We start from the raw sequence: 25,102 nt of genomic DNA, 5'->3' as shown, positions 1-25,102 counted from the left end.
AGATTACATGTATTATTACAACTACATCCGACCGTTCCAAAAATTAAACTGCCACTCTCCGGTTGAATACCGGACAATGGCAGTCTAGGTGTTTTTTCTTGTGTCTCAAATTAACGGGTCAGTCCAAAATCGGTTTGGCAGTTTTTTTATAGAAAAGCATAAAAGACAAAGGAAATAATAATGCCCGTTATGGCTCCCATTAACACTTCGCTCGGTTTGTGGCCAAGAAGTGTTTTTAGTTCTTCAATTTTTTCTTCCTCTTTTTTCTGCTGCCAAGTTCTTGTTTCGTTCACAAAGATATTAAAATCGTTTCGCAGTTTATTGATCGTCAGTGCTTGCTGTCCAGCTTGGAAACGGACACCCGTGGCATCGTACATCGTAATCACAGCAAACAAAGTAGCTACGGCAAAAATAGTTGAATCCACACCATGCTCGATGGCCACTGCTGTAGTTAAGGCAGTTACCGCGGCAGAATGAGAACTCGGCATGCCGCCGGTTGATGTGAACAATTTCCATTCAATTTCCCTTGTTACGATATACTGGATCGGAATTTTAACAAATTGGGCAAATAGAATAGCAAAAAGGCCGGCCATAAGCGGAAAGTTAGAAAAAATGTCCATTTGAAAACAACCTTTCAATACCAGATATTTTTCTAGTATATCACACTCAGGTGTTTAATTTGTTTTTGACATGTATTTCGCCTGTCGAACTACTCGGCTGGCAGAATACATGATAAACTAAAAAAGAACGTTAATAAGAGGGGGATTTAGCATGAATTTGGTTGTGCAATCGAAGACTGAAAATCTAGAAGCCGAAATCTTAGTGGTTGGCCTTAGCCGCCATCCGGAAAATACAAAAGGATGGCAGGAATTTTCAGAACGTTTTAGTGGCAAACTGGAAGAATGGACAAAAGATTTCTCTTTTGACTTGAAATCGCTTACTACATATCCAACATTATCCGGTTCTATCCCGCGCGTGCTGTTTGTCGGCTTGAGTGACCGCAAGAAATTGACAGAAGAAGATTTGCGCGCTGTTTTTGGCCAAGTTGGGAAAGAGTTAACAAAGAAAAAAGTTAAAAACGCAGCGGTGTATTTGGATTCATTCCAAAATGAGAATATCACTGCAGAAAACGCGGCATACTTGGCGGCGGAGGGCATGACGCTGGGGGCTTACCGTTTTGACGATTACAAAACGACCTCGAATGAGGCAGACAGCACTATTGAAACATTATATGTGATCTCTGAAGAAGATGCTGAAGAAGTAGAAGCATCTGCATTTATTGGCCAAGTTTTTGGGCAATCTGTCAATGAAGCACGGACGCTTGTCAATATGCCGGGGAACCTTCTGACTGCGACAGCGCTAGCTGATTACGCGAAAGAATTAGGCGACACATACGGCTTTGAAACAGATATCTTGGGAAAAGCAGAACTTGAAGAACTTGGGATGGGTGCCATCCTTGCGGTCAATCAAGGATCTGTTGAAGAACCTCGCCTTATCGTTTTGAAGTATAAAGCAAAAGAGTCTTTTGAAAATCCATTGGCGCTTGTCGGCAAAGGAATCACATTTGATACTGGCGGCTATTCTTTAAAGCCGAAAGATGGTATTGTCGGCATGAAAGGCGATATGGGAGGCGCTGCGGCGGTGCTTGGCGCCATGAAAGTGATTGGCGAACTGAAGCCTGAAAAAAATGTCGTAGCGGTCATCGCTTCAACGGACAACATGGTTTCAGGCAATGCATTCAAGCCGGATGATGTTATCACTTCACTTAGCGGCAAAACGATTGAAATCCTCAATACGGACGCTGAAGGCCGTCTAGTGTTGGCGGATTCCGTGACATACGCAAAACAGCTCGGCGCCACGCATATCGTCGATGTAGCGACGCTTACCGGCGGAGTCATCGTAGCGCTTGGCAAAGACAAAACAGGTGCTTTGACGAACGATGAAGCGTTTTTCGAAACGTTTATGGAAGCTGCACTCGAAACGGGTGAATTTGTTTGGAGGCTGCCGTTGACGGAAAGCGATAAAAAACGCATCCGTAAGAGCGACGTAGCGGATCTGAACAACTCGCCTGGACGAGATGGCCACATGATATTTGGCGGCGGTTTTGTCGGGGAATTTGCAGAGGAAACACCCTGGATCCATTTGGACATTGCAGGGACTTCTGACGCTAGTTCAGCTCATGACCTCGGGCCAAAAGGCGGCACCGGTGTCATGGTGCGGACACTGGCGATGCTGGTGGAAAGAATGGCAGAAGAACAATAAAAAAGCGGCAAGCGTATTTTACGCTTGCCGCTTTTTTCTATTTCTTTTTATTCGCTTCCGGACCAATAACGCCTTTCAAATCATCCCGTACCGTTTCCTTTGCCAATTTAATGCCGGCCACATAAGAAGCGCGGCCGATCAAATGGCCAGAAACAGGGGAGGTGATAAATAAGAAAGCAATCGCGATAATAAGTTGCGGATTGAAATGATTTTCCTTTAGCCAAAAGTGCAGAAACACACCCGCCAATACACATAGGACACCTAATGTCGCGCTTTTAGAAGCAGCATGGGTGCGGGTATAGACATCCGGCAGCCGAACAAGCCCAAGAGCAGTCACTGCGCTGAAAATCACACCTGTGCAGATCAATACAATAATGAAAAAATTAATGATGGTTGTCACGGTCGAAAATCACTCCTCTCTCGATAAACTTCGCGAAAGCAGCAGTTCCGATGAAAGACAAAATGCTGAGAAGCAATATGATTTCAAGGAAGAATTCTGTCTCCATGATCAAAGACAGCAAAGCGACAATCGACACCAATGCGACGCCTAATGCATCCAAAGCGACTACTCGGTCTGCAATAGAAGGGCCTTTGATCAGCCGATACAAAAGGCCGACGAAAGCGCAGCTGATGACTAAAAGCGATACCCAGTAGAACGTCATCATGGGCGGCTCACCTCCATGATTGCACGCTCAAATGTCGTTTTGATCGACTGGACAGCATCTTCAATATCTTCAAAGTCAATCGCGTGAATGTATAACTTTTTTTGGTCATCGGATATGGCGACAACCAATGTGCCGGGAGTCAGCGTTATTAAAGCGGAAAGCAGCGTGATTTCCCAGTCGTGTTTCAATTCAGTTTCGAGTTCAAAAATAGCCGGACGAATATTCAGCCGCGGCTGAATGACGAGTTTGAATACCGAAAAACTCGATAAAATCAACTCTTTCAAAAACAAGAAAAACAGGGAAATGACTGCCCAAATCCGGGATGTGTATAGCCGGTAAGTGAAAAAGCGGCGCATCACCACAATCAGCAATAAGCCAACCAAATAGCCAATCGCAAAGCCGGCCGGCGTGAACGATTCGGTCATGAACATCCACACCAAGGCTAGAAAGAAATTAAGTAATACTTGCAACGCCATCTTCATCTACTCCTTTAATACTGCATCTATATAGATGGAGGGATTTAATAGCACTTCGCCAGCACCTGAGATGAGTGGCATAAATAATTCCGCCCCTACGCCAACGAAAACCGTAATTATGACCAGCAGCAGGGAAGGAATGAACATCTGATTGTAAGCAGACTTGTTTATTGGAATCGTCTTAACGGGAGGTCCCCAGAAAGCATAGATGAAAATACGGATCACACTCAATAATACAAGCAAGCTTGTCGCCAAAATAACCAAGCTTCCCCAAAAGTTCGGCCCTTCAAATCCGCCTTGTACAATAAGCAGTTTCCCTGGGAAGCCGCTGAGCGGCGGAATGCCGGCTAAACCGAAAGCTGCCAACAAATAAGTCCAGCCGAGAAGCGGATACGTTTTTATAAGCCCGCCCATTTCTCTTAGGTTGGTAGTGCCGAACAATACCGCTATTATACCGACTAAAAAGAACAAAGCGGCTTTGATCAGCATATCATGGATCAAGTAAAAGATGGCCCCCTCAACGCCTGCACCATTCATTTGAGAAACACCGAACAATATGACCCCTACAGCAATGATGATGTTGTAAATAATGATTTTCTTGACATCGAAATACGCAAGCGCACCAATACAGCCAGCGAGAATGGTGAGGATGGCGATGATCGCCAGCAGTTCATGGGTCACCTCAATATTCATTGTGAAAAATAGCGTGTATGTACGCGTTATGGCGTAAACGCCGACTTTTGTCAACAAAGCACCGAACAGCGCCAATACTGGAATAGGCGGCGCATAATATGAACCAGGCAGCCAAAAGTACAAAGGAAATATTGATGCTTTGAAACCGAATACGACTAAGAATAGTACAGCGATAACAGTCAAAATGCCAGTTTCCTGGATTTGTGGAATCTTTACGGCTAAGTCCGCCATATTCAGCGTGCCGGTTACGGAATAGAGATATGCAACTGCGGCAACAAATAATGCCGATGAAATGATGTTTACCAGTAAATACTTGATCGTTTCTCTAAGTTGTGGCTTTTCGCCTCCATGCACAATAAGCATGTATGAAGACATTAATAGAACTTCAAAAAATACAAATAAGTTGAAAATATCTCCTGTCGTAAAAGCTCCGTTTACTCCTGTCAGCAGAAACAAGACGGCCGGATAATAATAAGATTGTTCCCGCTCAAAGCCGATCGTCTGAAAACTGTAAAAGATGACGAATAACGTAATCAATGTGGCTGTGAGCACGAGCAATACTGAAAACAAGTCGGATACCATTGAGATGCCAAAAGGAGCATCCCAGCTGCCGAGTGTCACTGCCTGCAAGCCGTTTGTTTTTACAGCAGCAAGCAAAAACAATCCAGCAATAAATGTAATCGCAACTCCACAGGCAGCTATGATCCGCTGCATTCTGATATTTTTAGGGAAAAACAAAAGAATGGTACCAAAGAGCATCGGAATGATGACAGGAAATAGAAGTAAATTAATCACGATCTTCAATTCCTCTCATTAAATTCATATCATCGGTGCCAAGTTCTTGATAAGCGCGGTAAGCAAGAACCAAGAAAAAGGAAGTGACTGCGAACGAAATAACGATTGCCGTTAAAATCAATGCCTGGGGCAGGGGATCAACATAATCTGTTATCTGAACGCCATCGGCCACGACCGGCGGAGCCGTTCCGCCAAGCCCACCCATCGTCAATATAAGCAAGTGGGCACCGTGACTCAATAAACCGGTACCGATAATAATACGGATCAAACTTTTCGATAATATCAAGTAAACAGCGGCCATAAACAGAAAGCCGATAGCCACTGACATAATAATTTCCATTATTCATCCTCTCCAATCGTTTGAATAATGGTCATCGTAACTCCGACAACAACCAGATAAACGCCTAGATCAAAAAGTGCCGCTGAATGCAGGGACGTTTTGCCAAACAATGGCAGGTGGAAATAATCATACGCGTGTGTGAAAAAAGGGACATTAAAGAAAATGGAAGCGCCGGCTGTTGCTAATGCAAGCAACAAACCAATTGCTGTCATCATGACATAATTGAACGGAATAATCTTCTTTACCGTCTCAATATCAAATGCCAACATCAACAAAACGATAGCGCTTGCTGTCAACAGGCCGCCTACAAATCCGCCGCCAGGCGTATAATGCCCTGCAAAGAAGATATGGACGGCAAACATCAAAATGATGAAAGTCACAACCTTTGTAGCCGTTTGGAGCATTACATCATTTGTTCTCATGCTGCCCCACCTTTCTGCTCAAGCGCAATTTGATCATCGTAATAATTGCGATTCCTGCGATTCCTAATACGGCAATCTCAAACAGTGTATCAAATCCGCGGTAATCCACTAAGATAACGTTGACGATATTGCCGCCGCCGGCTTCTGAATACACGGTTTCTTTATAAAATTCGGATATGGACGGCAAGACTTTCTGGGAGTGGGCGGATAATGCCACAAGTGTCATCGTTACACCCACTCCTAATGCAATGACCGCGTTGCCTAATTTAAATCCAAGCCGCTCTACGGTTTTGCTGTTTTTTGGCAAGTGGTAGAATGCCAGCAAAAACAGCGCTACCGAAATCGTCTCAATGACCAGTTGCGTCAAGGCAAGGTCAGGAGCCCGGAAAATGACGAAGAACAAAGCGACTGAATACCCTACAGCACCAAGCGCAATGATGGCGATCAATCTGGACTTGGCAATAAGAATGGTGATGGTGCCTGCCACTAAGGCAAGCAATACAACAAGCTCATAAAAGCCGATTGGCGTGAGATTGTCTGTACGGATGACAAAAGCATTTGTCAAAAATAATGTAGACAAAACAATTACAACCAAAAAGCCGAACATATAAACAAGATAGGAACGGATGAACCCAGTCATGTAAAGGGCTGAAAACCGATTGGCTCCGCCTTCGCTCAAATACATAAAATTATCATACAGCCGGTTCAGTGTAAGGTTATCCGGGAACCGGTCATATGCGCGCTGCCATTTCCGGAGTGTCCAGAACAGCAGACCGCCGATTAAGAAGATGCCAAGCGTCATCCAAAACTCAGGATTCACGCCATGCCAAGCAGAAACATGGATATCTACATCTGCCGGTGCAACATATAGAAACGGCTGTATAGCCACAACAGCCGGTTTAATGAGCCAATCGCCCACTTGGTTCGGGATAAAGAAAATGACCAAGACGAGAAGGGCAAGAAAAGCTGGCGAAACCAGCATGCCGATTGGCGCTTCATGCGCTTTCTTCGGCAATAGATCAGGTTTGTGTTTACCGGCAAATGTATGGAAAACAAAGAAGAAACTGTAGATAAATGTAAAGACACTGCCAATCCAAGCTAAGATGGGGAACAACAATCCCCAGACATCCATTGAAAAGAAATCAAATTCAGTCAGGGAAATCATGGCCGTCAAAAACATTTCTTTGCTCAAGAACCCGTTGAAAGGCGGAAGGCCAGCCATTGAGAAAGAACCAATCATTGCAATCGTGAAAGTGATCGGCATCAAACTCATCAAACCGCCAAGCTTCCGGATATCGCGGGTGCCGGTCTCGTGGTCGACAATACCTGCAACCATGAACAAGCTGCCTTTAAATGTTGCATGGTTGATAAGATGGAAAATCGCTGCAAAAGCCGCATATTTAAATACTGTGTGCGAAGCGTCCTCAATATGGAAGCCAGCCGCAGATGCGCCAAGCAACGACATGATCAATCCAAGCTGGGATACAGTGGAGAAGGCGAGAATCGCTTTTAAATCTTTTTGCTTCAGTGCGAAAAACGAACCCCAAAACATTGTAAACAACCCTACGCCAGCAACCAGCCACATCCAAGTTCCGGAAACCGCAAAAATTGGTGTGAACCGTGCCACTAAATACAATCCGGCTTTTACCATTGTCGCAGAATGCAAGTAAGCGCTGACGGGCGTCGGCGCTTCCATGGCATCAGGAAGCCAGATGTAAAACGGAAACTGTGCCGACTTTGTAAAAGCACCTAGCAAGACCAAAATCAAAGCCCACGTAAAGAAACTGTGTGAGGCCAAATCGGGTGCTTGGGCTATCAATTCACGGATCGAATAAGTATTGCCCATGATGCTGAGAAGCACAAAGCCCCCGAGCATCATCAAGCCGCCAAAGACAGTGATCATCATCGATTTTAATGCGCCGAACCGTGAGCGGTCACGCGTATACCAATAACCGATGAGCAGGAAGGAGGAGATGGACGTCAATTCCCAGAAAAGATAAAGGGAAATTAAATGATCTGACTGGACCACTCCAAGCATCGCTGTCATAAACATCATCAAATATACGTAGAAATTATGTAATTGCTCCCGGCTTTTGTCTAAATAGAAAATCGAGTACAAAACAACAAGAGCGCCAATTCCAGTGATCAATAACGAAAATAACAAGCTAAGCCCATCGATATAAGAAACTATGGCAATATCGAGAGAAGGAATCCATTGGAAGCTAGAAACAAGCTGCCCTCCTTCTGCAGTCGTCGGCAAAAGCGTGGCATAGTAAATAAATAGAATGACCGGAACGAGTAACACAAACCAACCGGTATGAATTTGTCTCAGATTTTTGAATAACAGCGGAACGAATAAGGCTGCCAAGACAGGCAGGAAAATCAAAAATACGAATGACAAATGAATCCTCCTTTCAAATTGTTGAATATTATGGAGCTGCTAGAAAAATTATAACGTAAATTTAAGGGCTTTGCATTGCTGGGACAGAGAAAGGGGAGAAAAGACTGTGTTATTGAAATAGGTAGAAACTCAATTAAGAAAATTTTGTGACTAACCGATAAAAAAGAAAAAAGAGGCGAATTCAGTAAGAAATCGCCTCTTTTTACATACTTTTCAATTCTTGTTCAAGCAGAACATCTTCGAAATCCTGCTCTGGTCTTTTCAAGGTGTATCTTAAGAATGCGAATGAAATCAAAAACAAGAGTCCGGTCACGATGAAAACTGCTGGAATGCCGATAAAGCCGCTGACAATCCCTCCGAACATTGGCCCGATAATATTTCCTAGAAACCGGAAACTCGTATTGTATCCCATAACTTCCCCTTGAATTTCAACAGGAGCTTCGCGGCGCATCAAAGCGGTGGTTGTCGGTATCATTCCGCCTACTGCAATGCCGAACAAAATGCGCAGCGCAATCAGTTGCCAAAGCTCATTTACAAAAGCTTGCGGAATGATAAAAGCGAATGCCAGAACAAGTAGGAATCCCAATACTCTCTCATAACCGATCGAATCCCCAAGACGGCCCCAGCGTCGAGCGAAAAGCAAGTTGCCGACACCCGTCGCGCTAAAAGTGACTCCCGCCAAAAAAGCGACCTGCGAACTGCCTTCTACCAGGTGGGATACATACAACGACAACAAAGGCTGAATGCTGAAAGTGCCGATTTGGATAAGAGATGTAATAACCATGACGTTGATCAGCAATCGGTGGTGTAAAATGCCTTGAATAATTGTTTTTCTCGCGTATACATGGGCATCTTTCGTTTTCAAACGCTTAACTTCTTTGATGCCGAACAATACGAGGAGGGCAGCTGTGCCAATCACTAGAGCCGTAATGATAAATGTGTATTTAAATCCGAATGTGTCTGCCATCAATCCGCCGATCACTGGACCGAAAAGCGTTCCCGATACACTGCCCATCTGCAGTGTGCCAAGTGTACGGCCTGCAATTTCTTTTGGAGTTTGCGAACTGACAAAAGCAAGCGACGTCGGGATGAATCCGGTAACGAGTCCCATGAACAAACGAATAAAAAACAGCTCATGGACTGAACCGGCCGTTCCCATCAAATAAATACTGACGGCAATTCCTAAACCATTGATAACTAAAATTGGTTTATAACCATATTTATCCGCGATCCTTCCCCAGACAGGCGACATAATCAACGCGGCAACGAACGTAACACCAAACACCAGTCCTGCCCACCGTTGAACGTATTCTTCTGTATAAGTGCCGAGTGATTCAATATAAAGAGATAAAAATGGCATAATCATGGTCGTGCTGCCTGCTACCAGGAAATTTGTGAACATAATGATTGCGAAATTCTTTTTCTGCATTTTCATGCAAAATCCCTTCTTTCTAAAACATGAACCCAATAGATATTATATAATATTTCGTAAGGCGAAGAAAGCGGGAGGGCTTGCAATTTCCCGCTGTGTGGGCAATCTGTCCTTTCCTTTTTTTATTTCTGTGCTATCATAGCTGTTAACAATAGAGAAATGTTAGGTGAAAAAAATGGACACTAGTGAAATGAACCGAAGAGCTGGAAGGATTTTAGAAGAATGGGATCCTTTTGCTATCGGAACTGATCTATATGGTGGGGAAATTGCCGAGGTCGTTGGAGCACTGCATGTACTTGATGACCCATCGGACTTAGCTAAAAAAATTCAAAGCACTTATGAATTCTCCTTCGAAAAATGGATTCCGTTCGAACGTTGTGTAGAAATTTCCTATAAACTGCTTGCGCTTAAATTCGAAGCAAAATGCATTATTTAACAAAAAAAGCTTGCGGCCGAAATGGCAGCAAGCTTTTTTTCATTCTACTGTCTCTAAGCCATCCAATAAATTGGAGGCAGGTACTTCTAAAGCGTTTGAAAGTTTTAAAATCGTCTGGACAGAAGGGACTTCTTCTCCCGATTCATAGGACTGCAAACGCGCCACACCGACTCTTGCTTTCAAAGCAAGTTCGTCTAACGACAAACGGCGTTCTTCCCGCAGGAATTTTAATTGGGCGTGTAAATCTTTTTGCAAATGCAGACACTCCTTTGCTTTATGTTCCATACAACTAAAGAAAATCATATCACATAAAACCTATTTCGGTAGTCGAAACTGTGGCAGATTCAGAAATTTTCTCTTAGAAGAAACCAATGATGCCTTGTACAAAGACAATCAGGATGGCCAATGGAGCAACATATCTCACTAGAACGCGCCAGGTAGTGCTCCAAAGCGACTTGCCCATCAACTCCGCTTCCGCATCGTTTTTGCTCAGTACATACCCGGCAAAGATAGAAGTCAATAAAGCTCCAAGCGGCATGCCGATCCGGCTAGTAACGATATCCATGAAGTCGAAGAACGTATAACCGAAAAAGACCGGGTCGGAAAAGACACCGAAAGACAGTGCGCTTGGAATACCAAAGATGAAGATGGCTATACCGAAAATCCAAGAAGCACGGCGCCGGCGATCGTATTTTTCTTTCACGATAATCGAAACTGTAATTTCCAACATGGCTATAGAAGAGGTTAACGTTGCAAAAAGCAACAAGATAAAGAATGCAATCATTAAAAATTGCCCCATAAACAGTTGGTCGAAAATTGCCGGCAAAATGATAAAGACAAGGCCGGGACCTTGGTCCGGTGTATAACCTAGCGCGAAGACTGCCGGGAAGATGATTAATCCAGCCATGATAGAAATAGCTATATTCAAACCGGCAACACTAAACGCAGACCGGGTCAAATTTTCGGTTTTTGGCAAATAAGATGCATAAGTGATCATGCCTGCCACACCGACGCTCAATGAGAAAAAGGCTTGTCCAAGGGCGGTCAATGCTGTTTCAAACGTAAAGAAAGACCAATCCGGTACGAACATAAAGCGCACGCCTTCCATAGCGCCATCAAGTGTCAAGGAGCGGACCATCAATAAGACGAAGAACAAAAGCAAAGCAGGCATCATGATTTTACTGGCTAGTTCAATACCGCCTTTAATGCCGCCTTGAACAATCCAAACCGTCAAGAACATAAATAGCCCCTGTGCGAGCAGCACTTCAACCGGATTGCCGATGATTCCGCCAAACAGCTCGGCAAAGGCGTTATCTCCTAAACTAGACAGTTGAAGCAAAAGAGAACGGCCCAAATACGAAAGGATCCAGCCTCCAACGACTGAGTAAAAAGACAAAATCATAAACGAAACTAAAAACCCTGACCAGCCGATCCAGTGCCATTTTTTTCCTGGCGCTTGTTTTTTTAGGCCAGTTACTGCGTCTGCTTGGCCTCTGCGGCCAATAATAAATTCAGCTAAAAGGATCGGCAAGCCGATTGCAATTGTGCTGATGATGAAAAGCAGGATAAAGACGCTCCCGCCGTTTGTTCCCGTTTCATAAGGGAACTTCCAAATTGCTCCTAATCCAATCGCACTTCCAGCCGCTGCGAGGATAAATCCAATTTTAGAAGTCCATTGTTCACGTTTTTTCATTATTGTTCACTCCTAAATCATTTGGATTTTTCTATTCTACACGACAGACATATAAAAAAGTAGATAATTTAAGAATGAAAACACCTTTATCATGTATAATAAATAAAAAAGAAAAGTTGGAATAATCCGACTTCAATTCTATTGATTTAACTGATTAATGGAAGTGATAGGTTCGGGGCGAGATACTAAACTTTCTATTATAAAGATGTTGTTTTCTTGATATGCGCTATGCTTTTATTCGACCTTAGTAAATAAAGGAGACGAAACGGCGATGAAATATGAAGAATTGTTTGCCTATGCCATGACAGGCGAGAAAGCAGCTTACTCAGAATGGTGTTCGTTGCGCCATTTGCCCATCGCCCGTTTCGGCTATCAAAATGGAATAGCAGTCTGTCAGCTGCAAAAGTTTCAATTGGATGTATTCCGCCAGTTTTATAACAAGCTGCCGGCTGCTTTTTCCGAAGAGCGAGAAGCTGAAGCGGTACTTTTCCAGATTTCTATTTGTCAAATGGAGGATTTCAAGGAAGGCGAAGAGACCAGTGCCGGCGATCAAGTTATGCGTTTTGAAGAAGACAAAGAATGTCATAGAAATATTCAACTCTTGAGTAAAAATTTGCGCATACTGTTCACTCTGTTTTATTTTCATAAGAAATCGTTGAAAGAACTCGCTCTTTTAATCGGGGAAACAGAGGCGGCATGCGAAGCTGGCATCGCGGAAGCGTTCAAAAGAGTGCAAGAAGGCCTTCAATTGGATAACCGTGAAATTCTGGAAAAACGCTTGGAGTTTTTGGGGAAATCTTATAAACGTTTTATGCCTCCTTTCAATGAGATGGAATTGTTTGCTGAGCGCGAAGTGCCGGTAGAATCAGTGGAACTGGAGCTAATAGAAACGAGGGCGCCGATAAAAAAAGGAACAGTGGCAATGATTGGGGTGACTTCCCTGTTTTTAATCGGCGTAGTCGGTGCATCTTTTGCAACAAATGACAATGAAATTGAGACGGCGGCCGCTGTGGCCGAAGATGGCCCTATTGACAGCCGGACAGTAAGAGCCTGGAAAGTGGAATACGAAAAAATAAAAAAAGCTTCACCTGACCAGCTTGGACTGAAACCGGAAGTTTATGCGGAGTTGGAATATGTTCAAAGAGCAGACGAAAAAATGGAACGTCTCCTGCAGAAAAGAACGATCAGAAGGTACGAAAATGATCCCGAACTTTTGCGAGATCGCGTCGAAAAAGTAATGCTGGAGATTCAAACGCCAAAAGGGATGTATGACGTGCTTGTTAGCGGCAGCATGATGTCCAGCGAGTCAGCGGACTTTCTGCAGTCCTATGCGTTAAAAACCAAGGAATTAATGACCCTTGCCGATGCCGTTCTATTAAAGCATAAAGATGCTTTGTCTGAAGCTTTCCGGCACGGGGAGTTTTCAGCGGAAAGCATACGGGCACATAAAGACCAGTACCCCGAAGAAGTCGGCGTATTGGTGGATTCTTTAGACGACTCCATGCTATTAATTGCGCCGCATCCAAAAGAAACTAAGTTTTTGGCACGGAGAAACATGGAATTGCTTTACGGCAACGATTTGCTCCTGCAAGATATGTTTGGCTATCAGTATTTATCGTTTCTGGAAAACGAACCCTATTTTGATGGTGTCGATTTGTTGTTGCCTATCGATGTGATATCGTTTCATCTAGCTCAGATTGAACGCTTTTTAGTGGACACGGCACAAACTCCTGACGAAGTGTACGGAGAGTTTGAATTTATTTTCCAGCACGCTTTCTGGCTGCTTTTGAAAGGCAGTGAAACAAATCCGGTATTCAATGCAAATGGTGTCGTTCATAAAGAATATCAAACGGCGTGGAAAAACCTAGTGACAAATACCGCGAATCCACTGATCTACTTAATGCTGCCCATTATCAATGAAATGGAAGCAAGTGGGTGGAAAAAATCTGCACATTACGATGCGCTGGCGTACTCGGATATTACTCAGGCTCTTGAAATGGAGAAGAATGGAGAACTCGCTGCAAAACTTCCTAACGGCAATGTTTCAATTGACGCAGCTTTTGTGGACATGCAAGATTTTTCATATGATCAAACGGAAGAGATTTACAAGCGGTTTTCTGCAACTCATGATATAAACAACTTGAAAGGCTTACAGCCGCTCGATGTTTTGTTCTTATATCACTATGCCAATACCAGAAAAGATCCGAAAACCATGTGGCACCTATTGGCAGAAGATAAGTTTAAGCCTTCTCTAGAAAACTATATAAAAGGCTGGAAGCAGCAGCCTGATCTTACAAAAGAGGCGCTATGGATTGAAATTTATGAAGAATCGGTTTATCGAGTCAAAGAAGAGCTGCATACGGAACCGCAAATCCAGTACCGGTCACAGGAAGCCACTGTTCCGCCGGCGCCGGTACTGGTTACGAAAAGTGACAATATTTGGTTGGTAAAAAACCAAATGTTTGAAACTTATTCGATGGAAGAGGAAGCGGATGCATTTAAAGATAAAATAGCTTTGCTTTATAAGGAATTTTCAGCAAGTCAGGGGCAGGAAATTGTGGAAGCAGCTTCTCCGGGGGAAATTGCAGGCCTTTTCTTGCAGGCCGCGGAACAGGGGGACTTTGAAACGATGTACGCTTTAATAGAAGAACCGTCAAAACAGGGATCTCTCGAGTCGTTCCGGCAACAAGTGGCTAATCGCAATTTACCAGCCTTTACAACTCTCAAGGCATTATCATTTACAGTGGATACTTACGATTACCAAGACAACCAAAAAAGAGGATGGGTGCAGTTGGACAATGGTTCAAGCACCGAAGACACCTATGAACTTCATGAGTTTGCCATGGTGGAAACACCGGAAGGCTGGCGAATGGGGGACATCAACATCTACTGATTTTACTCTGACCTAAAAACTGTGCTATAATTTACAGATGCCAATAGGTGTACAGGATATTAGAGAAGACTAGGAGCGGGTAGAACATGACAAAAACATATCAAACAGGCGACACAGTAATCGGTAAAGTAACAGGAATCCAGCCATACGGTGCATTTGTAGCACTTGACGAGCAAACTCAAGGATTGGTTCACATCTCGGAAATCACGCACGGCTATGTAAAAGAAGTCAGCGAATATTTGGCTGTTGGCCAAGAAGTAAACGTAAAAGTTTTGGAAGTTGATGAAAAGTCAAAAAAAATCAGCCTTTCCATCCGCGCACTTCAAGAACAGCCGCCAGCTCCGCAAAAAAGTGAAAAACCAAAGCAATCTCTTCAGTCACACGTGAATGAAAATGATTCTGAAGGATTCAACTCGTTGAAAGACAAAATGCAAGAATGGATCAACAAATCAGGTCAATAAAAAATGAAGGGCAGAAAACCTGCCCTTCATTTTTTTTTGATTTTTCGTAAACGGTATTGAAGATTTTGGCGGCTCATGCCAAGTGCGTTGGCTGCTTTTGTGACGTTTCCATGATACAAGTCCATTGCTTTTTGCAGATAATACATTTCCGCTTCATGCAAATAGTCTTCTAGTGGAAGCAATTCTTTGGCGCTATTAACTAAAAAATCTTCAGGAACCAATTTTCCGGAACGCTTTGATTTTGCCTTGAAATATTGCGGCAGCAAATCCATAGTCACAATATCTTGCGTCGTTACTATGGAAGTGATTTCATCAAGCAAAAGCTCCAGCTCTTTTAAATTGCCCGGCCAGTCATAATCTTGGAACAAACGCGATACCTCATCGTCCAACTCCGCAACAATCGATCCGAATTTCATTCGATGCCTTGAAAAATAATCAGCTATGAACGGGAAAATATCTTCTTTTCGTTTGCGCAGCGGTTCTAATGGAATCGTCATTGCTGAAAAGAAATAATACAACTCTTTCAATAATTTTCCTGAGCCGATCAATTCGACTGGATCCTCTCCAACGCTTGCGATAAAGCAGATCGAGTCGCCGGATTGTTGTTCAACCATATTGAATAACTGCGCTTGTAAATGCAGAGGCAATAAGTCGATTCGTTCACAATAAATAGTGCCGCCAACCATATCAGGTATATCAAGCATTAATTGATCGAGCAGGTGTTGGTCGGTCCCATGGCAAAAAAGTGTATAAAATGGTCCGTCAGAGGAAGATGCCCAATGGATGGCTTCGGCAATAAGTTCTTTGCCGGTTCCGGATTCCCCTATCAGCAAAACAGGCAGCTTCGCTTTGGCTGCTTTCTCAGCTGTTTCAATGACTTTTCTCATACTGGAAGAAATAGCGGTAATGTTGCTGAAAGTAATCGGTTCTTCGTATTTCTTCAGTGGTTGGTATACGATTTTCTCGAGAGTTGTGACATCGCGGGACATTTCGATTGCCCCGATCAATTCCTCGTTAGAAAAAATAGGATAGGTATCGTTGATTGTTGTAATTTCCTGTCCTTTGCGGTTCCAATATGTTTGTTTCGAGTTTAAAACAGGTGTTCCGCTTTGGAGCACCTTCGCTAGAGTGCTTTCTTGATGTTCAAAACGAAACATCTCAAGAAAAGAACGGTCGACAAGCTCTTCAAAATCAAACCCTTCGATTTCCTTCATTTTGTTATTGTAGATAATCGTTTTTCCTTTCGAATCAACCGCATGAATGCCCACACCTACATGTTCTCCTGCAAATTGATAAAAAGGCGTCAAATCCATTTTATCGTTCGTCAATTCAGTCACCCCAAAATTATTTTTCACCTTTTAAACAAAAAGACTTGAAAAACGCAACGATCTTTTGCATTATTATAGATGGAAATAGTTTATTAGTGCAAATATTTTTTGCACTTACTTTTTTAATCCAAGGAGGATTCACATGATTCCCTACAAACACGAACCATTTACAGACTTTTCAATCGAAGCAAATCGTAATGCATTTCTAGAAGGGCTAAAGACTGTAGAAGCTTATCTAGGACAAGACTACCCGTTGATCATTGGCGGAGAGCGCATCACGACTGAAGATAAAATTGTTTCATTCAATCCGGCTAAGAAAGAAGAAATTGTTGGCCGCGTATCAAAATCAAACAGAGAATTAGCTGAAAAAGCAATGCAAAGCGCTCTTGAAGCATTCAAAACGTGGAAAAAAGTAAAACCTGAAGTGCGTGCAGATGTTTTATTTAAAGCAGCAGCAATCATCCGCCGCCGCAAGCACGAATTCTCAGCATTATTAACAAAAGAAGCAGGCAAGCCATGGAACGAAGCGGATGCGGATACAGCAGAAGCAATCGACTTCCTTGAATACTACGGCCGCCAAATGCTTCGCTTAAAAGATGGTATGCCAGTTGAAAGCCGTCCAGGCGAATACAACCGTTACGACTATATTCCTTTAGGTGTTGGCGTTGTTATTTCTCCTTGGAACTTTGCTTTCGCAATCATGGCAGGTACTACTGTAGCAGCGATGGTAACAGGGAACACAGTTCTATTGAAACCAGCTTCTACAACTCCTATCGTAGCTTACAAATTCATCGAAGTTTTAGAACAAGCTGGCATGCCGGCTGGTGTTGTCAACTTTATCCCAGGACCGGGCGCTGAAGTTGGAGACTATCTTGTTGACCACCCTAAAACTCGCTTTATCTCATTCACTGGCTCACGCGCAGTAGGTCTTCGCATCGCTGACCGTTCTGCAAAAGTGAACGAAGGACAAGTTTGGATGAAACGTTTGATCGCTGAAATGGGCGGGAAAGATACAATGGTTATCGATAAAGAAGCGGATCTTGAACTTGCAGCTCAATCCATCGTAAAATCAGCATTCGGTTTCAGCGGACAAAAATGTTCTGCAGCTTCACGCGCTGTAATCGTTGAAGATGTATACGACACAGTTCTTGACCGCGTTATCGAATTGACAAAAGAATTGACAATCGGCAACCCGGAAGATCAATCCAACTTCATGGGACCAGTTATCGATGCTGCAGCTTACAAAAAAATCATGGAATATGTTGAAATCGGCAAAGGCGAAGGCCGCCTGGTTGCTGGTGGAACAGGCGACGATTCTACAGGTTACTTCGTGAATCCGACAATCATCGCTGACCTTGATCCAAAATCACGCATCATGCAAGAAGAAATCTTCGGGCCAGTTATCGGGATTTCAAAAGCGAAAGATTTTGATGAAGCAATCGAAATCGCTAACAACACTGAATACGGTTTGACTGGAGCGGTCATTACTACTAACCGCGACCACATCGAGCAAGCACGCGAAGAATTCCACGTCGGCAACCTATACTTCAACCGCGGCTGCACAGGCGCAATCGTTGGTTACCAACCGTTCGGCGGATTCAATATGTCCGGAACAGATTCAAAAGCGGGCGGACCTGATTACCTGACTCTTCACATGCAAGCAAAAACTACTTCAGAAATGTTATAATTTTATCAAACTAAAAGGCAGACCCAAAGTCTGCCTTTTTTTTAAAAAAGAGGAGGAATTTTCATGGCAAATACGCAACAGATCATTGAACAAACTGAAAAATACGGAGCACCCAATTATCATCCACTTCCAATCGTAATTTCAGAAGCAGAAGGTGCATGGGTAACAGATCCTGAAGGCAATAAATTCATGGATATGCTTTCTGCATATTCGGCTGTCAACCAAGGACACCGCCATCCTAAAATTATTCAAGCTCTAAAAGATCAGGCTGATCGCGTAACGTTAACATCACGTGCGTTTCATAATGACAAGTTAGCCCCTTGGTATGAAATGATTTGTGAAATTTCCGGTAAAGAAATGGCTCTTCCAATGAACACTGGAGCTGAAGCTGTCGAAACGGCATTTAAAGCTGCTCGCCGCTGGGCATATGACGTGAAAGGTGTCGAAGAAAACAAAGCAGAAATTATTGCTTGTGAAGGTAATTTTCATGGCCGCACAATGACAGCGGTTTCGTTATCTTCTGACCCTGACTACCGCAGAGGTTTTGGCCCGATGCTTCCTGGCATCAATATCATTCCATTTGGCGATCTTGAAGCATTAAGAAATGCCATTACACCAAATACAGCTGCATTTTTAGTGGAACCGATTCAAGGCGAAGCAGGAATTATTATTCCGCCAGCAGGATTCCTTAAAGCCGCAAGAGAACTTTGCCGCGAAAATAACGTTTTGTTTATTGCAGATGAAATTCAAGCAGGTTTGGCGCGTACTGGAAAAATGTTCGCTTGCGAATGGGAAGAAGTAAATCCCGATATGTACATTTTAGGTAAAGCTTTGGGTGGCGGCGTATTCCCGATTTCATGCGTAGTAGCTGACCATGAAATTCTTGGCGTCTTCAATCCTGGATCACATGGCTCTACTTTTGGAGGAAACCCTCTTGCGTGTGCAGTTTCAATTGCTTCTTTGGAAGTGCTGCAAGATGAGAAACTTGCTGATCGTTCACTAGAATTAGGGGAATACTTCATGGAGCAATTGCGCAAAATCGAGCATCCTTCTATTAAAGAAGTGCGCGGCCGCGGTTTGTTTATCGGCATGGAATTGACTGAAGCTGCACGTCCTTACTGCGAGCAACTGAAAGAACTGGGCCTTCTATGCAAAGAAACCCACGATACGGTAATTCGTTTTGCTCCTCCTTTGATTATTAAAAAAGAAGAGTTGGACTGGGCAATCGAACGCATTCAAAAAGTCTTTTCAAATTAAAAGTGCATCACAAATTATCGGAGAATTATGTTACACTAAGTGCGCGGCAATTACTATATTACAAAGAGGCGAAATAATATAATGGCTGAAAACTTGAACTTGTTGACGTCAACGCAGAACGTTATTAAAACTGCATTGGACAAACTCGGATATGAAGAATCGGTATATGAACTTTTAAAAGAACCAATGCGCATTTTGGAAGTCCGCATTCCAGTTAAGATGGATGATGGAAAAACTAAAGTGTTTACTGGTTTCCGAGCCCAGCATAATGATGCAGTTGGACCGACAAAAGGGGGCATTCGCTTTCACCCGGAAGTTAACCGGGAGGAAGTCATGGCTCTATCTATGTGGATGACTTTAAAATGCGGTATTGTTGAACTTCCGTATGGAGGGGCAAAAGGCGGAATCATTTGTGATCCCCGTGAAATGTCCATGCGTGAAATTGAACAATTGAGCCGCGGATATGTACGGGCCATTAGCCAAATCGTTGGTCCTAACAAAGATATCCCTGCTCCAGACGTTTTTACCAATTCTCAAATTATGGCTTGGATGTTTGATGAGTACAGCAAAATCGATGAATTCAACTCGCCTGGCTTTATTACCGGTAAGCCGATTGTCCTCGGTGGATCGCAAGGGCGCGACAAAGCGACTGCTCAAGGGGTCACCATCTGCATTTACGAAGCTGCAAAAAAACGCGGTCTTGACATTAGGGATGCACGTGTAGTCATTCAAGGATTCGGCAATGCGGGCAGTTTCTTGGCAAAAATCTTGTACGATGCAGGGGCGAAAATAGTCGGTATTTCGGATGCATATGGCGCGCTTCACGATCCAAATGGTTTAGATATCGAATATTTGCTGGATCGGCGTGACAGTTTTGGGACAGTAACAACTTTATTTGATAACAAAATCACAAACAAAGAGCTGTTTGAGTTGGATTGCGATATTCTAGTTCCTGCTGCAATCTCTAACCAAATCACTGCAGAAAATGCAGCGGATATTAAAGCGTCTATTGTTGTAGAAGCTGCAAACGGGCCGACAACTGCCGAAGCAACAAAGATTTTAACTGAAAGAGGAGTTCTGCTAGTGCCGGATGTATTGGCAAGTGCTGGTGGAGTTACCGTTTCTTACTTCGAATGGGTTCAAAACAACCAAGGTTATTACTGGACTCCGGAAGAAGTCGATGAAAAGCTGACGAAGAAATTAGTGGATGCGTTCGAAAACGTTTATAATGTGGCGACAACACGAAATATTGATATGCGTTTAGCCGCCTATATGGTCGGCGCTCGCCGCACTGCTGAAGCTTCCCGCTTCCGCGGCTGGGTATAAAATTCCTTATAGAAAAACCGTCTGGATTCATTCCAGACGGTTTTTTGCTTAAATTTTTGCATTTGAATCTGTAAAACTTCATAATATATAACGAATAGGAGGATGAAAATTATGAATGCATTTTCTTTTTACAATCCCGTAAAGCTGATTTTCGGCAAAGGGCAATTACAAGCAGTGAAAGAAGAACTTCCGCAATACGGAAAAAAAGTCCTTGTCGTATACGGTGGAGGCAGCATCAAAAAGAACGGCTTGTATGATGAAGTGATGGAGACGCTTAAAGAAGCGGGTCTTAAAATTTTCGAGCTTGCCGGCGTAGAGCCGAATCCGCGCATTTCCACTGCTAGAAGAGGCATTGAAATTTGCAAAAAAGAAGGCATTGATATGCTGTTGGCAGTAGGTGGAGGATCCGTAATCGATTGCACAAAATTGATTGCTTGTGGCGCAAAATACGAAGGGGATGCTTGGGACTTCGTTTCCCGAAAAGCTCAACCGACAGGCGCCTTGCCATTTGGAACCGTCTTGACTTTGGCTGCAACTGGTTCGGAAATGAATGCCGGATCTGTTATCACTAACGAAGAAACGCAAGAAAAGTATGGCTGGGGAAGCCCGTTTTCATTCCCGAAATTCTCTATTTTAGATCCAACATACACATTGACGGTGCCAAAAGACCACACTGTTTACGGCGTGGTGGACATGATGTCTCATATTTTCGAGCAGTATTTCAATAATGCCACAAACACACCGGTGCAAGACCGTATGTGTGAAGGTGTACTAAAAGCTGTCATCGAAACAGCGCCAAAATTGATGGAAGATCTTCAAAGCTACGAACACCGGGAAACGATTTTGTTTGCTGGCACAATGGGGTTAAACAACTTCCTTCAAATGGGTTATAACGGTGACTGGGCTACACATAACATCGAGCATGCCGTTTCAGCGGTTTACGACATTCCGCATGCTGGCGGTTTGGCCGTTCTTTTCCCGCAATGGATGCACCACAATGTGAAAGTAAAACCAGCACGCTTTGCTCAAATGGCTGTCCGCGTCTTTGACGTCGATCCGGAAGGCAAAACTGAGGAAGAAGTGGCACACGAAGGTATTGACCGTTTGTCCGCGTTCTGGACCTCTTTAGGTGCTCCGACACGTTTAGACTATTACAACATCAGTGATGAAAAAATCGATTTGATGGTCGAAAAAGCAATGATTTATGGTGAATTCGGCAACTTCAACAAATTAAAAGATGAAGATGTGAAAGCAATATTACAAGCTTCACTTTAAAAAGAAAACGGATTGAGCAATTTTGCTCAATCCGTTTTTTTAGTTGGTTTTTAATGGCGGTAAGGACTCAGGGCGGGTACTTACATGTTTCCAGTGGGTTTGGCCATCATCCGCATCAAAGGAAACAAGCACATCATTTACGCTTGGTTGACTTAAAATCAAATCGGCTAAAAGATCTTGAAGCTTGTCTGCTTCGTGGACATTCAATGAAGGATTGACCTCCACTTTCGTTTCCACATGAAGAAATTCTCCTTCTTTAATCACTTCAAGCTTCCGAATATCTTTTACTTCGGGGTGGTCGGTAAGCAAGTGAGCAATATGGTTGGTCATTTGTTCATCAGTTTCACCGATAGCGCCGCGAGCGTTTTCTAGGAAGACTCGCGCTACAACATAAAACATCATAAGACCGATGGCGATAGAAGCTGCGCCTTCAATAGCGAGGAAGCCGGTATAATGGGCGACCAATACGGCTATGAGTGCAAGAACTCCGCCAGAAGTCGCAACTAAGTCTTCCATAAAAACAAGTTTAGTGGCTGGTTTTGCACGGTTCATATGCGCGAAACTTGTTGTCAGCGGGGCAAGTGCGCCGCCTTTTACGCCAGCTTCATGAAGAATTTCTTTTCCAGCTTTATATAGTACAAACGTTTCTAAAATAATAGCTATAACTAAAACGATTACGCTGATGATAAAGCCTTCTGCTTCGACAGGATGAGTCATTTGGTGCCATCCTTCTACAATTGTCTCGTAAGCCATGATTCCCACAATTAGTACAGCTCCAAGAAGAACGATGTTCAGCAAGCGGCCAAAACCGTTTGGGAATCTTGGGGTCGGTGCTTTTTTTGATAATGCGGAACCGATAAAGACGAAAAACTGATTAGCAGCGTCTCCAATAGAATGCATGGTTTCTGCGAACATTGCGACATTCCCGGTAAAGAAAAACGCAACGCCTTTCATAATTGCGATAAATGTGTTCGTTAAAGCGGCATATAGAGACGGCTTATTGCCGCCTTTAAGCAGTGTGAAAAATTCTGACATGTGTTTTCCTCCTTCATTAATGAACTAATTCAATTTCAACTCGCTCGACATTTTTAATTTCGGAAATTTCCTGATACATGTCGATGGTTTCTTTATCAGGAAAATAGAAAGCGCGAATCGAAACTTCGTGACAATCGTCTTTGTTCTCTTGATTGATGTGAGAAATCGACAAAGCTTCAACGACAACTCCTCCAGATTTCAGCTCTTCCATCAGTGTTACTATGGAGGACCGGCTGGAGATCGTGATCTTCATGTTGACTTCATTCATGCGCAGCCGTCTAGGGCCGAACTTAAAGAGAAGCGGAGTAAGAATTTCGATGCCAACCAGGATGATTAAAACTGATATGGCAGCTTCTATATAAAAACCAGCTGCGACAGCGATACCGATTCCCCCGGCACCCCAAATCATTGCAGCAGTTGTAAGCCCTGAGATGGAATCATTTCCTCTCTTCAAAATTACACCGGCACCAAGAAAGCCAATCCCAGAAACAATTTGTGCGGCCAAACGAAGAGGATCCATCGTTATATTGACATTATCATACGAACTGCCTCTTGCGATATAGGCGGATTCAATAGAGATGATTGTAAGAAGACAACTGAAGGTCGAAATTACAATACTAGTCTTTAACCCCACAGGTTTTCGTTTCAACTCTCTTTCGAGGCCAATCACTAAACTCAGAACTGCCGCTATTACCAATTTAGTAAATGTTTCTAAAGAAGAAACTTGAAATGCAGTGAAAAAGTCCATGTGTATACCTCCAATCACGATAAAGGTTGATAAAGAAAATAGGACCTGTCAAAATATTGAGAGTACATAAGAAAGAATTAGAGAAAGAAAGGCAAAAGGTGCACTTATGGAAAAACCAGCAATTCACCCTTATATCCCAATTATCATCGGAGTATTTTCAGTAGCATTATCTGCTATCTTCGTAAAAATGACGTCAGCTGATTCAGGAGTCACTGCATTCTACCGGATGTTATTCTCAATTATCATCATGAGTCCAGTCTTCTTATGGAGATATACCCACGAAATCAAAAAGTTAAGCAAGAGAGACTGGTGCTTTACAGCGATAGCAGGAATTTTCTTGGCTTTTCATTTTATTTTATGGTTTGAATCTTTAAATTATACTTCAGTGGCGAGCTCTACGGTTCTGGTTACATTACAGCCTTTATTTGCGTTTGCAGGGACATATTTCTTCTTTAAAGAAAGTATCTCTCTAAAGGCATTATTTTCAGGGGGCATCACGATATTGGGAAGCGTACTAATCGGCTACGGAGATTTCAGAATAAGTGGTACTGCTTTATTCGGAGATATGTTAGCGTTAATAGCGTGTGCATTGATAACTGTTTATTTGTTGTTTGGCCAAAACGTCAGAAAACGTTTATCGTTAATTACATATACATTTGTTGTTTATAGTGTGAGTACAATAACGTTATTTTTCTATATCATTGCAAAAGGAGAGTCGTTCGGCCCTTATCCAGCTTCTGAATGGATGTGGTTCTTGCTTTTGGCCATCATTCCTAATTTGTTGGGACATACATTATTTAATTGGTCTTTAAAATGGGTGAGTACCAATGTTATCTCCATAGCGATCTTGTTTGAACCCGTTGGAGCCGCTATATTAGCATTTTTCATACTTGGAGAGTTATTGACTATTAGCCAAATTATCGGCGGATCTATAGTGATTATCGGGATTCTCTTATTCATAACAGACTATGGAAAAATAAAATCATACATTTTTAAAAAAAGGGGTTGATTTATCTTGTTCAGCAGTTTATAGTTATAAATGTCCTTAAAACGACTCGAAAAAATATCTTGAAATAGTATTGACGACGAGTTGTAAATAAGGTATAAATAATAATGTTGCCGATCGAGTAGCGGAAATGCCAAAAATGAATTTTAAATTTATGGTTGACATCGATATGTGAAAGAGGTATACTGAAAAAGTTGTCGCTAAAGACAACGGTGAATTTGAACCTTGAAAACTGAACAGCAAAACGTCAACAACAGTTTATTGGCGCGTTCCGAACGCGGCAATAAAATTTCTGCGAGAGCTGCTTCGGCGGCTTGAGCAAACACTACTGATCAAGCTTCGCTAGATCAAGCGATTCGCGCGTCCTGCGGGACGGCGAGCGCCAGCATGAGCAATCAAGCTTCTATAATGGAGAGTTTGATCCTGGCTCAGGACGAACGCTGGCGGCGTGCCTAATACATGCAAGTCGAG

At 43.1% G+C, this 25,102-nt stretch carries 24 protein-coding genes and 1 rRNA gene; 11 read left to right on the top strand and 14 right to left on the bottom strand.

Annotation, left to right across the window (positions count from 1 at the left end):
* Window positions 1-88: IS3 family transposase (locus FQV28_RS07730; RefSeq protein ID WP_146495148.1), on the top strand; the 88-nt coding region annotated here is incomplete at its 5' end.
* A gap of 58 nt (window positions 89-146) precedes the next feature.
* Here FQV28_RS07730 and FQV28_RS07725 read toward each other — a convergent pair.
* Window positions 147-620, bottom strand: a complete 474-nt coding sequence (locus FQV28_RS07725) for a divergent PAP2 family protein (protein WP_146495228.1) — start codon at window positions 618-620, stop codon at window positions 147-149.
* 151 nt (window positions 621-771) lie between these two features.
* On the opposite strand from FQV28_RS07725, the gene FQV28_RS07720 reads away from it, so the two are divergent.
* Window positions 772-2,262: a leucyl aminopeptidase gene (locus tag FQV28_RS07720; RefSeq protein WP_146495226.1), complete on the top strand. Its 1,491-nt coding sequence runs from the start codon at window positions 772-774 to the stop codon at window positions 2,260-2,262.
* A gap of 37 nt (window positions 2,263-2,299) precedes the next feature.
* Here the strand turns inward: FQV28_RS07720 and mnhG are convergent, their stop codons facing one another.
* The 8 genes from mnhG to FQV28_RS07680 form a co-directional block, all read right to left on the bottom strand.
* Window positions 2,300-2,662 (bottom strand): monovalent cation/H(+) antiporter subunit G, encoded by a 363-nt coding sequence (gene mnhG, locus FQV28_RS07715; RefSeq protein ID WP_186763814.1) that lies wholly within the window; start codon window positions 2,660-2,662, stop codon window positions 2,300-2,302.
* Window positions 2,646-2,927, bottom strand: coding sequence for a Na(+)/H(+) antiporter subunit F1 (locus tag FQV28_RS07710; RefSeq protein WP_146495224.1), 282 nt, complete (start codon window positions 2,925-2,927; stop codon window positions 2,646-2,648). Before FQV28_RS07710 ends, mnhG begins: the two co-directional genes overlap by 17 nt.
* Window positions 2,924-3,403 (bottom strand): Na+/H+ antiporter subunit E, encoded by a 480-nt coding sequence (locus tag FQV28_RS07705; protein WP_146495222.1) that lies wholly within the window; start codon window positions 3,401-3,403, stop codon window positions 2,924-2,926. Before FQV28_RS07705 ends, FQV28_RS07710 begins: the two co-directional genes overlap by 4 nt.
* A 6-nt stretch (window positions 3,404-3,409) precedes the next feature.
* Window positions 3,410-4,891, bottom strand: coding sequence for a Na+/H+ antiporter subunit D (locus FQV28_RS07700; RefSeq protein WP_146495220.1), 1,482 nt, complete (start codon window positions 4,889-4,891; stop codon window positions 3,410-3,412).
* Window positions 4,884-5,231 carry a Na(+)/H(+) antiporter subunit C gene (locus FQV28_RS07695; RefSeq protein ID WP_146495218.1) on the bottom strand — a complete coding sequence of 116 codons (348 nt, stop codon included), beginning with the start codon at window positions 5,229-5,231 and terminating at the stop codon, window positions 4,884-4,886. The genes FQV28_RS07700 and FQV28_RS07695 overlap by 8 nt, the downstream gene beginning before the upstream one ends.
* Window positions 5,231-5,653, bottom strand: a complete 423-nt coding sequence (locus tag FQV28_RS07690) for a Na(+)/H(+) antiporter subunit B (protein ID WP_146495216.1) — start codon at window positions 5,651-5,653, stop codon at window positions 5,231-5,233. Before FQV28_RS07690 ends, FQV28_RS07695 begins: the two co-directional genes overlap by 1 nt.
* Complete coding sequence (locus FQV28_RS07685) at window positions 5,640-8,054, bottom strand: Na+/H+ antiporter subunit A (protein ID WP_146495214.1); 2,415 nt, start codon at window positions 8,052-8,054, stop codon at window positions 5,640-5,642. Before FQV28_RS07685 ends, FQV28_RS07690 begins: the two co-directional genes overlap by 14 nt.
* Before the next feature lie 202 nt (window positions 8,055-8,256).
* On the bottom strand, window positions 8,257-9,489 hold the full coding sequence (locus FQV28_RS07680; RefSeq protein WP_146495212.1) for an MFS transporter: 1,233 nt from the start codon (window positions 9,487-9,489) through the stop codon (window positions 8,257-8,259).
* A gap of 172 nt (window positions 9,490-9,661) precedes the next feature.
* Between FQV28_RS07680 and FQV28_RS07675 the strand changes: the two genes are divergently transcribed.
* Window positions 9,662-9,922: a DUF1871 family protein gene (locus FQV28_RS07675; RefSeq protein WP_146495210.1), complete on the top strand. Its 261-nt coding sequence runs from the start codon at window positions 9,662-9,664 to the stop codon at window positions 9,920-9,922.
* A 39-nt stretch (window positions 9,923-9,961) separates the two neighbouring features.
* On the opposite strand, the gene FQV28_RS07670 is transcribed toward FQV28_RS07675, so the two are convergent.
* Together FQV28_RS07670 and FQV28_RS07665 are read right to left on the bottom strand one after the other, a co-directional pair.
* Window positions 9,962-10,177 carry a helix-turn-helix domain-containing protein gene (locus FQV28_RS07670; protein WP_186763813.1) on the bottom strand — a complete coding sequence of 72 codons (216 nt, stop codon included), beginning with the start codon at window positions 10,175-10,177 and terminating at the stop codon, window positions 9,962-9,964.
* A gap of 103 nt (window positions 10,178-10,280) precedes the next feature.
* Complete coding sequence (locus tag FQV28_RS07665) at window positions 10,281-11,615, bottom strand: sodium-dependent transporter (protein ID WP_146495208.1); 1,335 nt, start codon at window positions 11,613-11,615, stop codon at window positions 10,281-10,283.
* 271 nt (window positions 11,616-11,886) lie between these two features.
* On the opposite strand from FQV28_RS07665, the gene FQV28_RS07660 reads away from it, so the two are divergent.
* A complete protein-coding gene (locus FQV28_RS07660) occupies window positions 11,887-14,508 on the top strand; it encodes a sigma-70 RNA polymerase sigma factor region 4 domain-containing protein (protein ID WP_146495206.1) in 2,622 nt (873 codons plus the stop codon).
* A gap of 86 nt (window positions 14,509-14,594) precedes the next feature.
* Window positions 14,595-14,969, top strand: a complete 375-nt coding sequence (gene yugI / locus FQV28_RS07655) for a S1 domain-containing post-transcriptional regulator GSP13 (RefSeq protein ID WP_146495204.1) — start codon at window positions 14,595-14,597, stop codon at window positions 14,967-14,969.
* A 26-nt stretch (window positions 14,970-14,995) separates the two neighbouring features.
* Here yugI and FQV28_RS07650 read toward each other — a convergent pair whose 3' ends face one another.
* Window positions 14,996-16,282, bottom strand: a complete 1,287-nt coding sequence (locus FQV28_RS07650; protein ID WP_186763815.1) for a sigma 54-interacting transcriptional regulator — start codon at window positions 16,280-16,282, stop codon at window positions 14,996-14,998.
* Window positions 16,283-16,439: 157 nt separating this feature from the next.
* Between FQV28_RS07650 and pruA the strand changes: the two genes are divergently transcribed.
* The 4 genes from pruA (at window position 16,440) to FQV28_RS07630 (ending at window position 21,842) form a co-directional block, all read left to right on the top strand.
* Window positions 16,440-17,984, top strand: coding sequence for an L-glutamate gamma-semialdehyde dehydrogenase (pruA, locus tag FQV28_RS07645; protein ID WP_146495200.1), 1,545 nt, complete (start codon window positions 16,440-16,442; stop codon window positions 17,982-17,984).
* A 63-nt stretch (window positions 17,985-18,047) separates the two neighbouring features.
* The gene (locus FQV28_RS07640; RefSeq protein ID WP_146495198.1) at window positions 18,048-19,241 is read left to right on the top strand and encodes an ornithine--oxo-acid transaminase; all 1,194 of its coding nucleotides are present in this window, start codon (window positions 18,048-18,050) and stop codon (window positions 19,239-19,241) included.
* Between the two features lie 81 nt (window positions 19,242-19,322).
* Complete coding sequence (locus FQV28_RS07635) at window positions 19,323-20,567, top strand: Glu/Leu/Phe/Val family dehydrogenase (protein ID WP_146495196.1); 1,245 nt, start codon at window positions 19,323-19,325, stop codon at window positions 20,565-20,567.
* 111 nt (window positions 20,568-20,678) lie between these two features.
* Window positions 20,679-21,842, top strand: a complete 1,164-nt coding sequence (locus FQV28_RS07630) for an iron-containing alcohol dehydrogenase (RefSeq protein WP_146495194.1) — start codon at window positions 20,679-20,681, stop codon at window positions 21,840-21,842.
* Window positions 21,843-21,881: 39 nt separating this feature from the next.
* Here the strand turns inward: FQV28_RS07630 and FQV28_RS07625 are convergent, their stop codons facing one another.
* Entirely contained in the window at window positions 21,882-22,877 is a 996-nt protein-coding gene (locus FQV28_RS07625) for a cation diffusion facilitator family transporter (protein ID WP_146495192.1), read from the bottom strand.
* A gap of 16 nt (window positions 22,878-22,893) precedes the next feature.
* Window positions 22,894-23,625, bottom strand: coding sequence for an MgtC/SapB family protein (locus FQV28_RS07620; RefSeq protein ID WP_146495190.1), 732 nt, complete (start codon window positions 23,623-23,625; stop codon window positions 22,894-22,896).
* 106 nt (window positions 23,626-23,731) lie between these two features.
* Between FQV28_RS07620 and FQV28_RS07615 the strand changes: the two genes are divergently transcribed.
* Both FQV28_RS07615 and FQV28_RS07610 read left to right on the top strand, forming a co-directional pair.
* Window positions 23,732-24,634, top strand: coding sequence for a DMT family transporter (locus FQV28_RS07615; RefSeq protein ID WP_146495188.1), 903 nt, complete (start codon window positions 23,732-23,734; stop codon window positions 24,632-24,634).
* 402 nt (window positions 24,635-25,036) lie between these two features.
* Window positions 25,037-25,102: ribosomal RNA gene (locus FQV28_RS07610) — 16S ribosomal RNA — on the top strand; the annotation flags it as partial.

This window comes from Planomicrobium sp. CPCC 101079, from assembly GCF_007859275.1.
Classification (GTDB): Bacteria; Bacillota; Bacilli; order Bacillales_A; family Planococcaceae; genus Planococcus.
This window is presented reverse-complemented; position numbering and strand designations above follow the sequence as displayed.

Excerpts from the sequence above, each read along its gene's own strand:
- FQV28_RS07725 (WP_146495228.1), bottom strand. The coding sequence starts at position 620 with ATGGACATTTTTTCTAACTTTCCGCTTATGGCCGGCCTTTTTGCTATT.
- FQV28_RS07720 (WP_146495226.1), top strand. The coding sequence starts at position 772 with ATGAATTTGGTTGTGCAATCGAAGACTGAAAATCTAGAAGCCGAAATC.
- FQV28_RS07710 (WP_146495224.1), bottom strand. The coding sequence starts at position 2,927 with ATGATGACGTTCTACTGGGTATCGCTTTTAGTCATCAGCTGCGCTTTC.
- FQV28_RS07705 (WP_146495222.1), bottom strand. The coding sequence starts at position 3,403 with ATGGCGTTGCAAGTATTACTTAATTTCTTTCTAGCCTTGGTGTGGATG.
- FQV28_RS07695 (WP_146495218.1), bottom strand. The coding sequence starts at position 5,231 with ATGGAAATTATTATGTCAGTGGCTATCGGCTTTCTGTTTATGGCCGCT.
- FQV28_RS07690 (WP_146495216.1), bottom strand. The coding sequence starts at position 5,653 with ATGAGAACAAATGATGTAATGCTCCAAACGGCTACAAAGGTTGTGACT.
- FQV28_RS07680 (WP_146495212.1), bottom strand. The coding sequence starts at position 9,489 with ATGAAAATGCAGAAAAAGAATTTCGCAATCATTATGTTCACAAATTTC.
- FQV28_RS07675 (WP_146495210.1), top strand. The coding sequence starts at position 9,662 with ATGGACACTAGTGAAATGAACCGAAGAGCTGGAAGGATTTTAGAAGAA.
- FQV28_RS07665 (WP_146495208.1), bottom strand. The coding sequence starts at position 11,615 with ATGAAAAAACGTGAACAATGGACTTCTAAAATTGGATTTATCCTCGCA.
- FQV28_RS07660 (WP_146495206.1), top strand. The coding sequence starts at position 11,887 with ATGAAATATGAAGAATTGTTTGCCTATGCCATGACAGGCGAGAAAGCA.
- yugI (WP_146495204.1), top strand. The coding sequence starts at position 14,595 with ATGACAAAAACATATCAAACAGGCGACACAGTAATCGGTAAAGTAACA.
- FQV28_RS07650 (WP_186763815.1), bottom strand. The coding sequence starts at position 16,282 with ATGGATTTGACGCCTTTTTATCAATTTGCAGGAGAACATGTAGGTGTG.
- pruA (WP_146495200.1), top strand. The coding sequence starts at position 16,440 with ATGATTCCCTACAAACACGAACCATTTACAGACTTTTCAATCGAAGCA.
- FQV28_RS07640 (WP_146495198.1), top strand. The coding sequence starts at position 18,048 with ATGGCAAATACGCAACAGATCATTGAACAAACTGAAAAATACGGAGCA.
- FQV28_RS07635 (WP_146495196.1), top strand. The coding sequence starts at position 19,323 with ATGGCTGAAAACTTGAACTTGTTGACGTCAACGCAGAACGTTATTAAA.
- FQV28_RS07630 (WP_146495194.1), top strand. The coding sequence starts at position 20,679 with ATGAATGCATTTTCTTTTTACAATCCCGTAAAGCTGATTTTCGGCAAA.
- FQV28_RS07625 (WP_146495192.1), bottom strand. The coding sequence starts at position 22,877 with ATGTCAGAATTTTTCACACTGCTTAAAGGCGGCAATAAGCCGTCTCTA.
- FQV28_RS07620 (WP_146495190.1), bottom strand. The coding sequence starts at position 23,625 with ATGGACTTTTTCACTGCATTTCAAGTTTCTTCTTTAGAAACATTTACT.
- FQV28_RS07615 (WP_146495188.1), top strand. The coding sequence starts at position 23,732 with ATGGAAAAACCAGCAATTCACCCTTATATCCCAATTATCATCGGAGTA.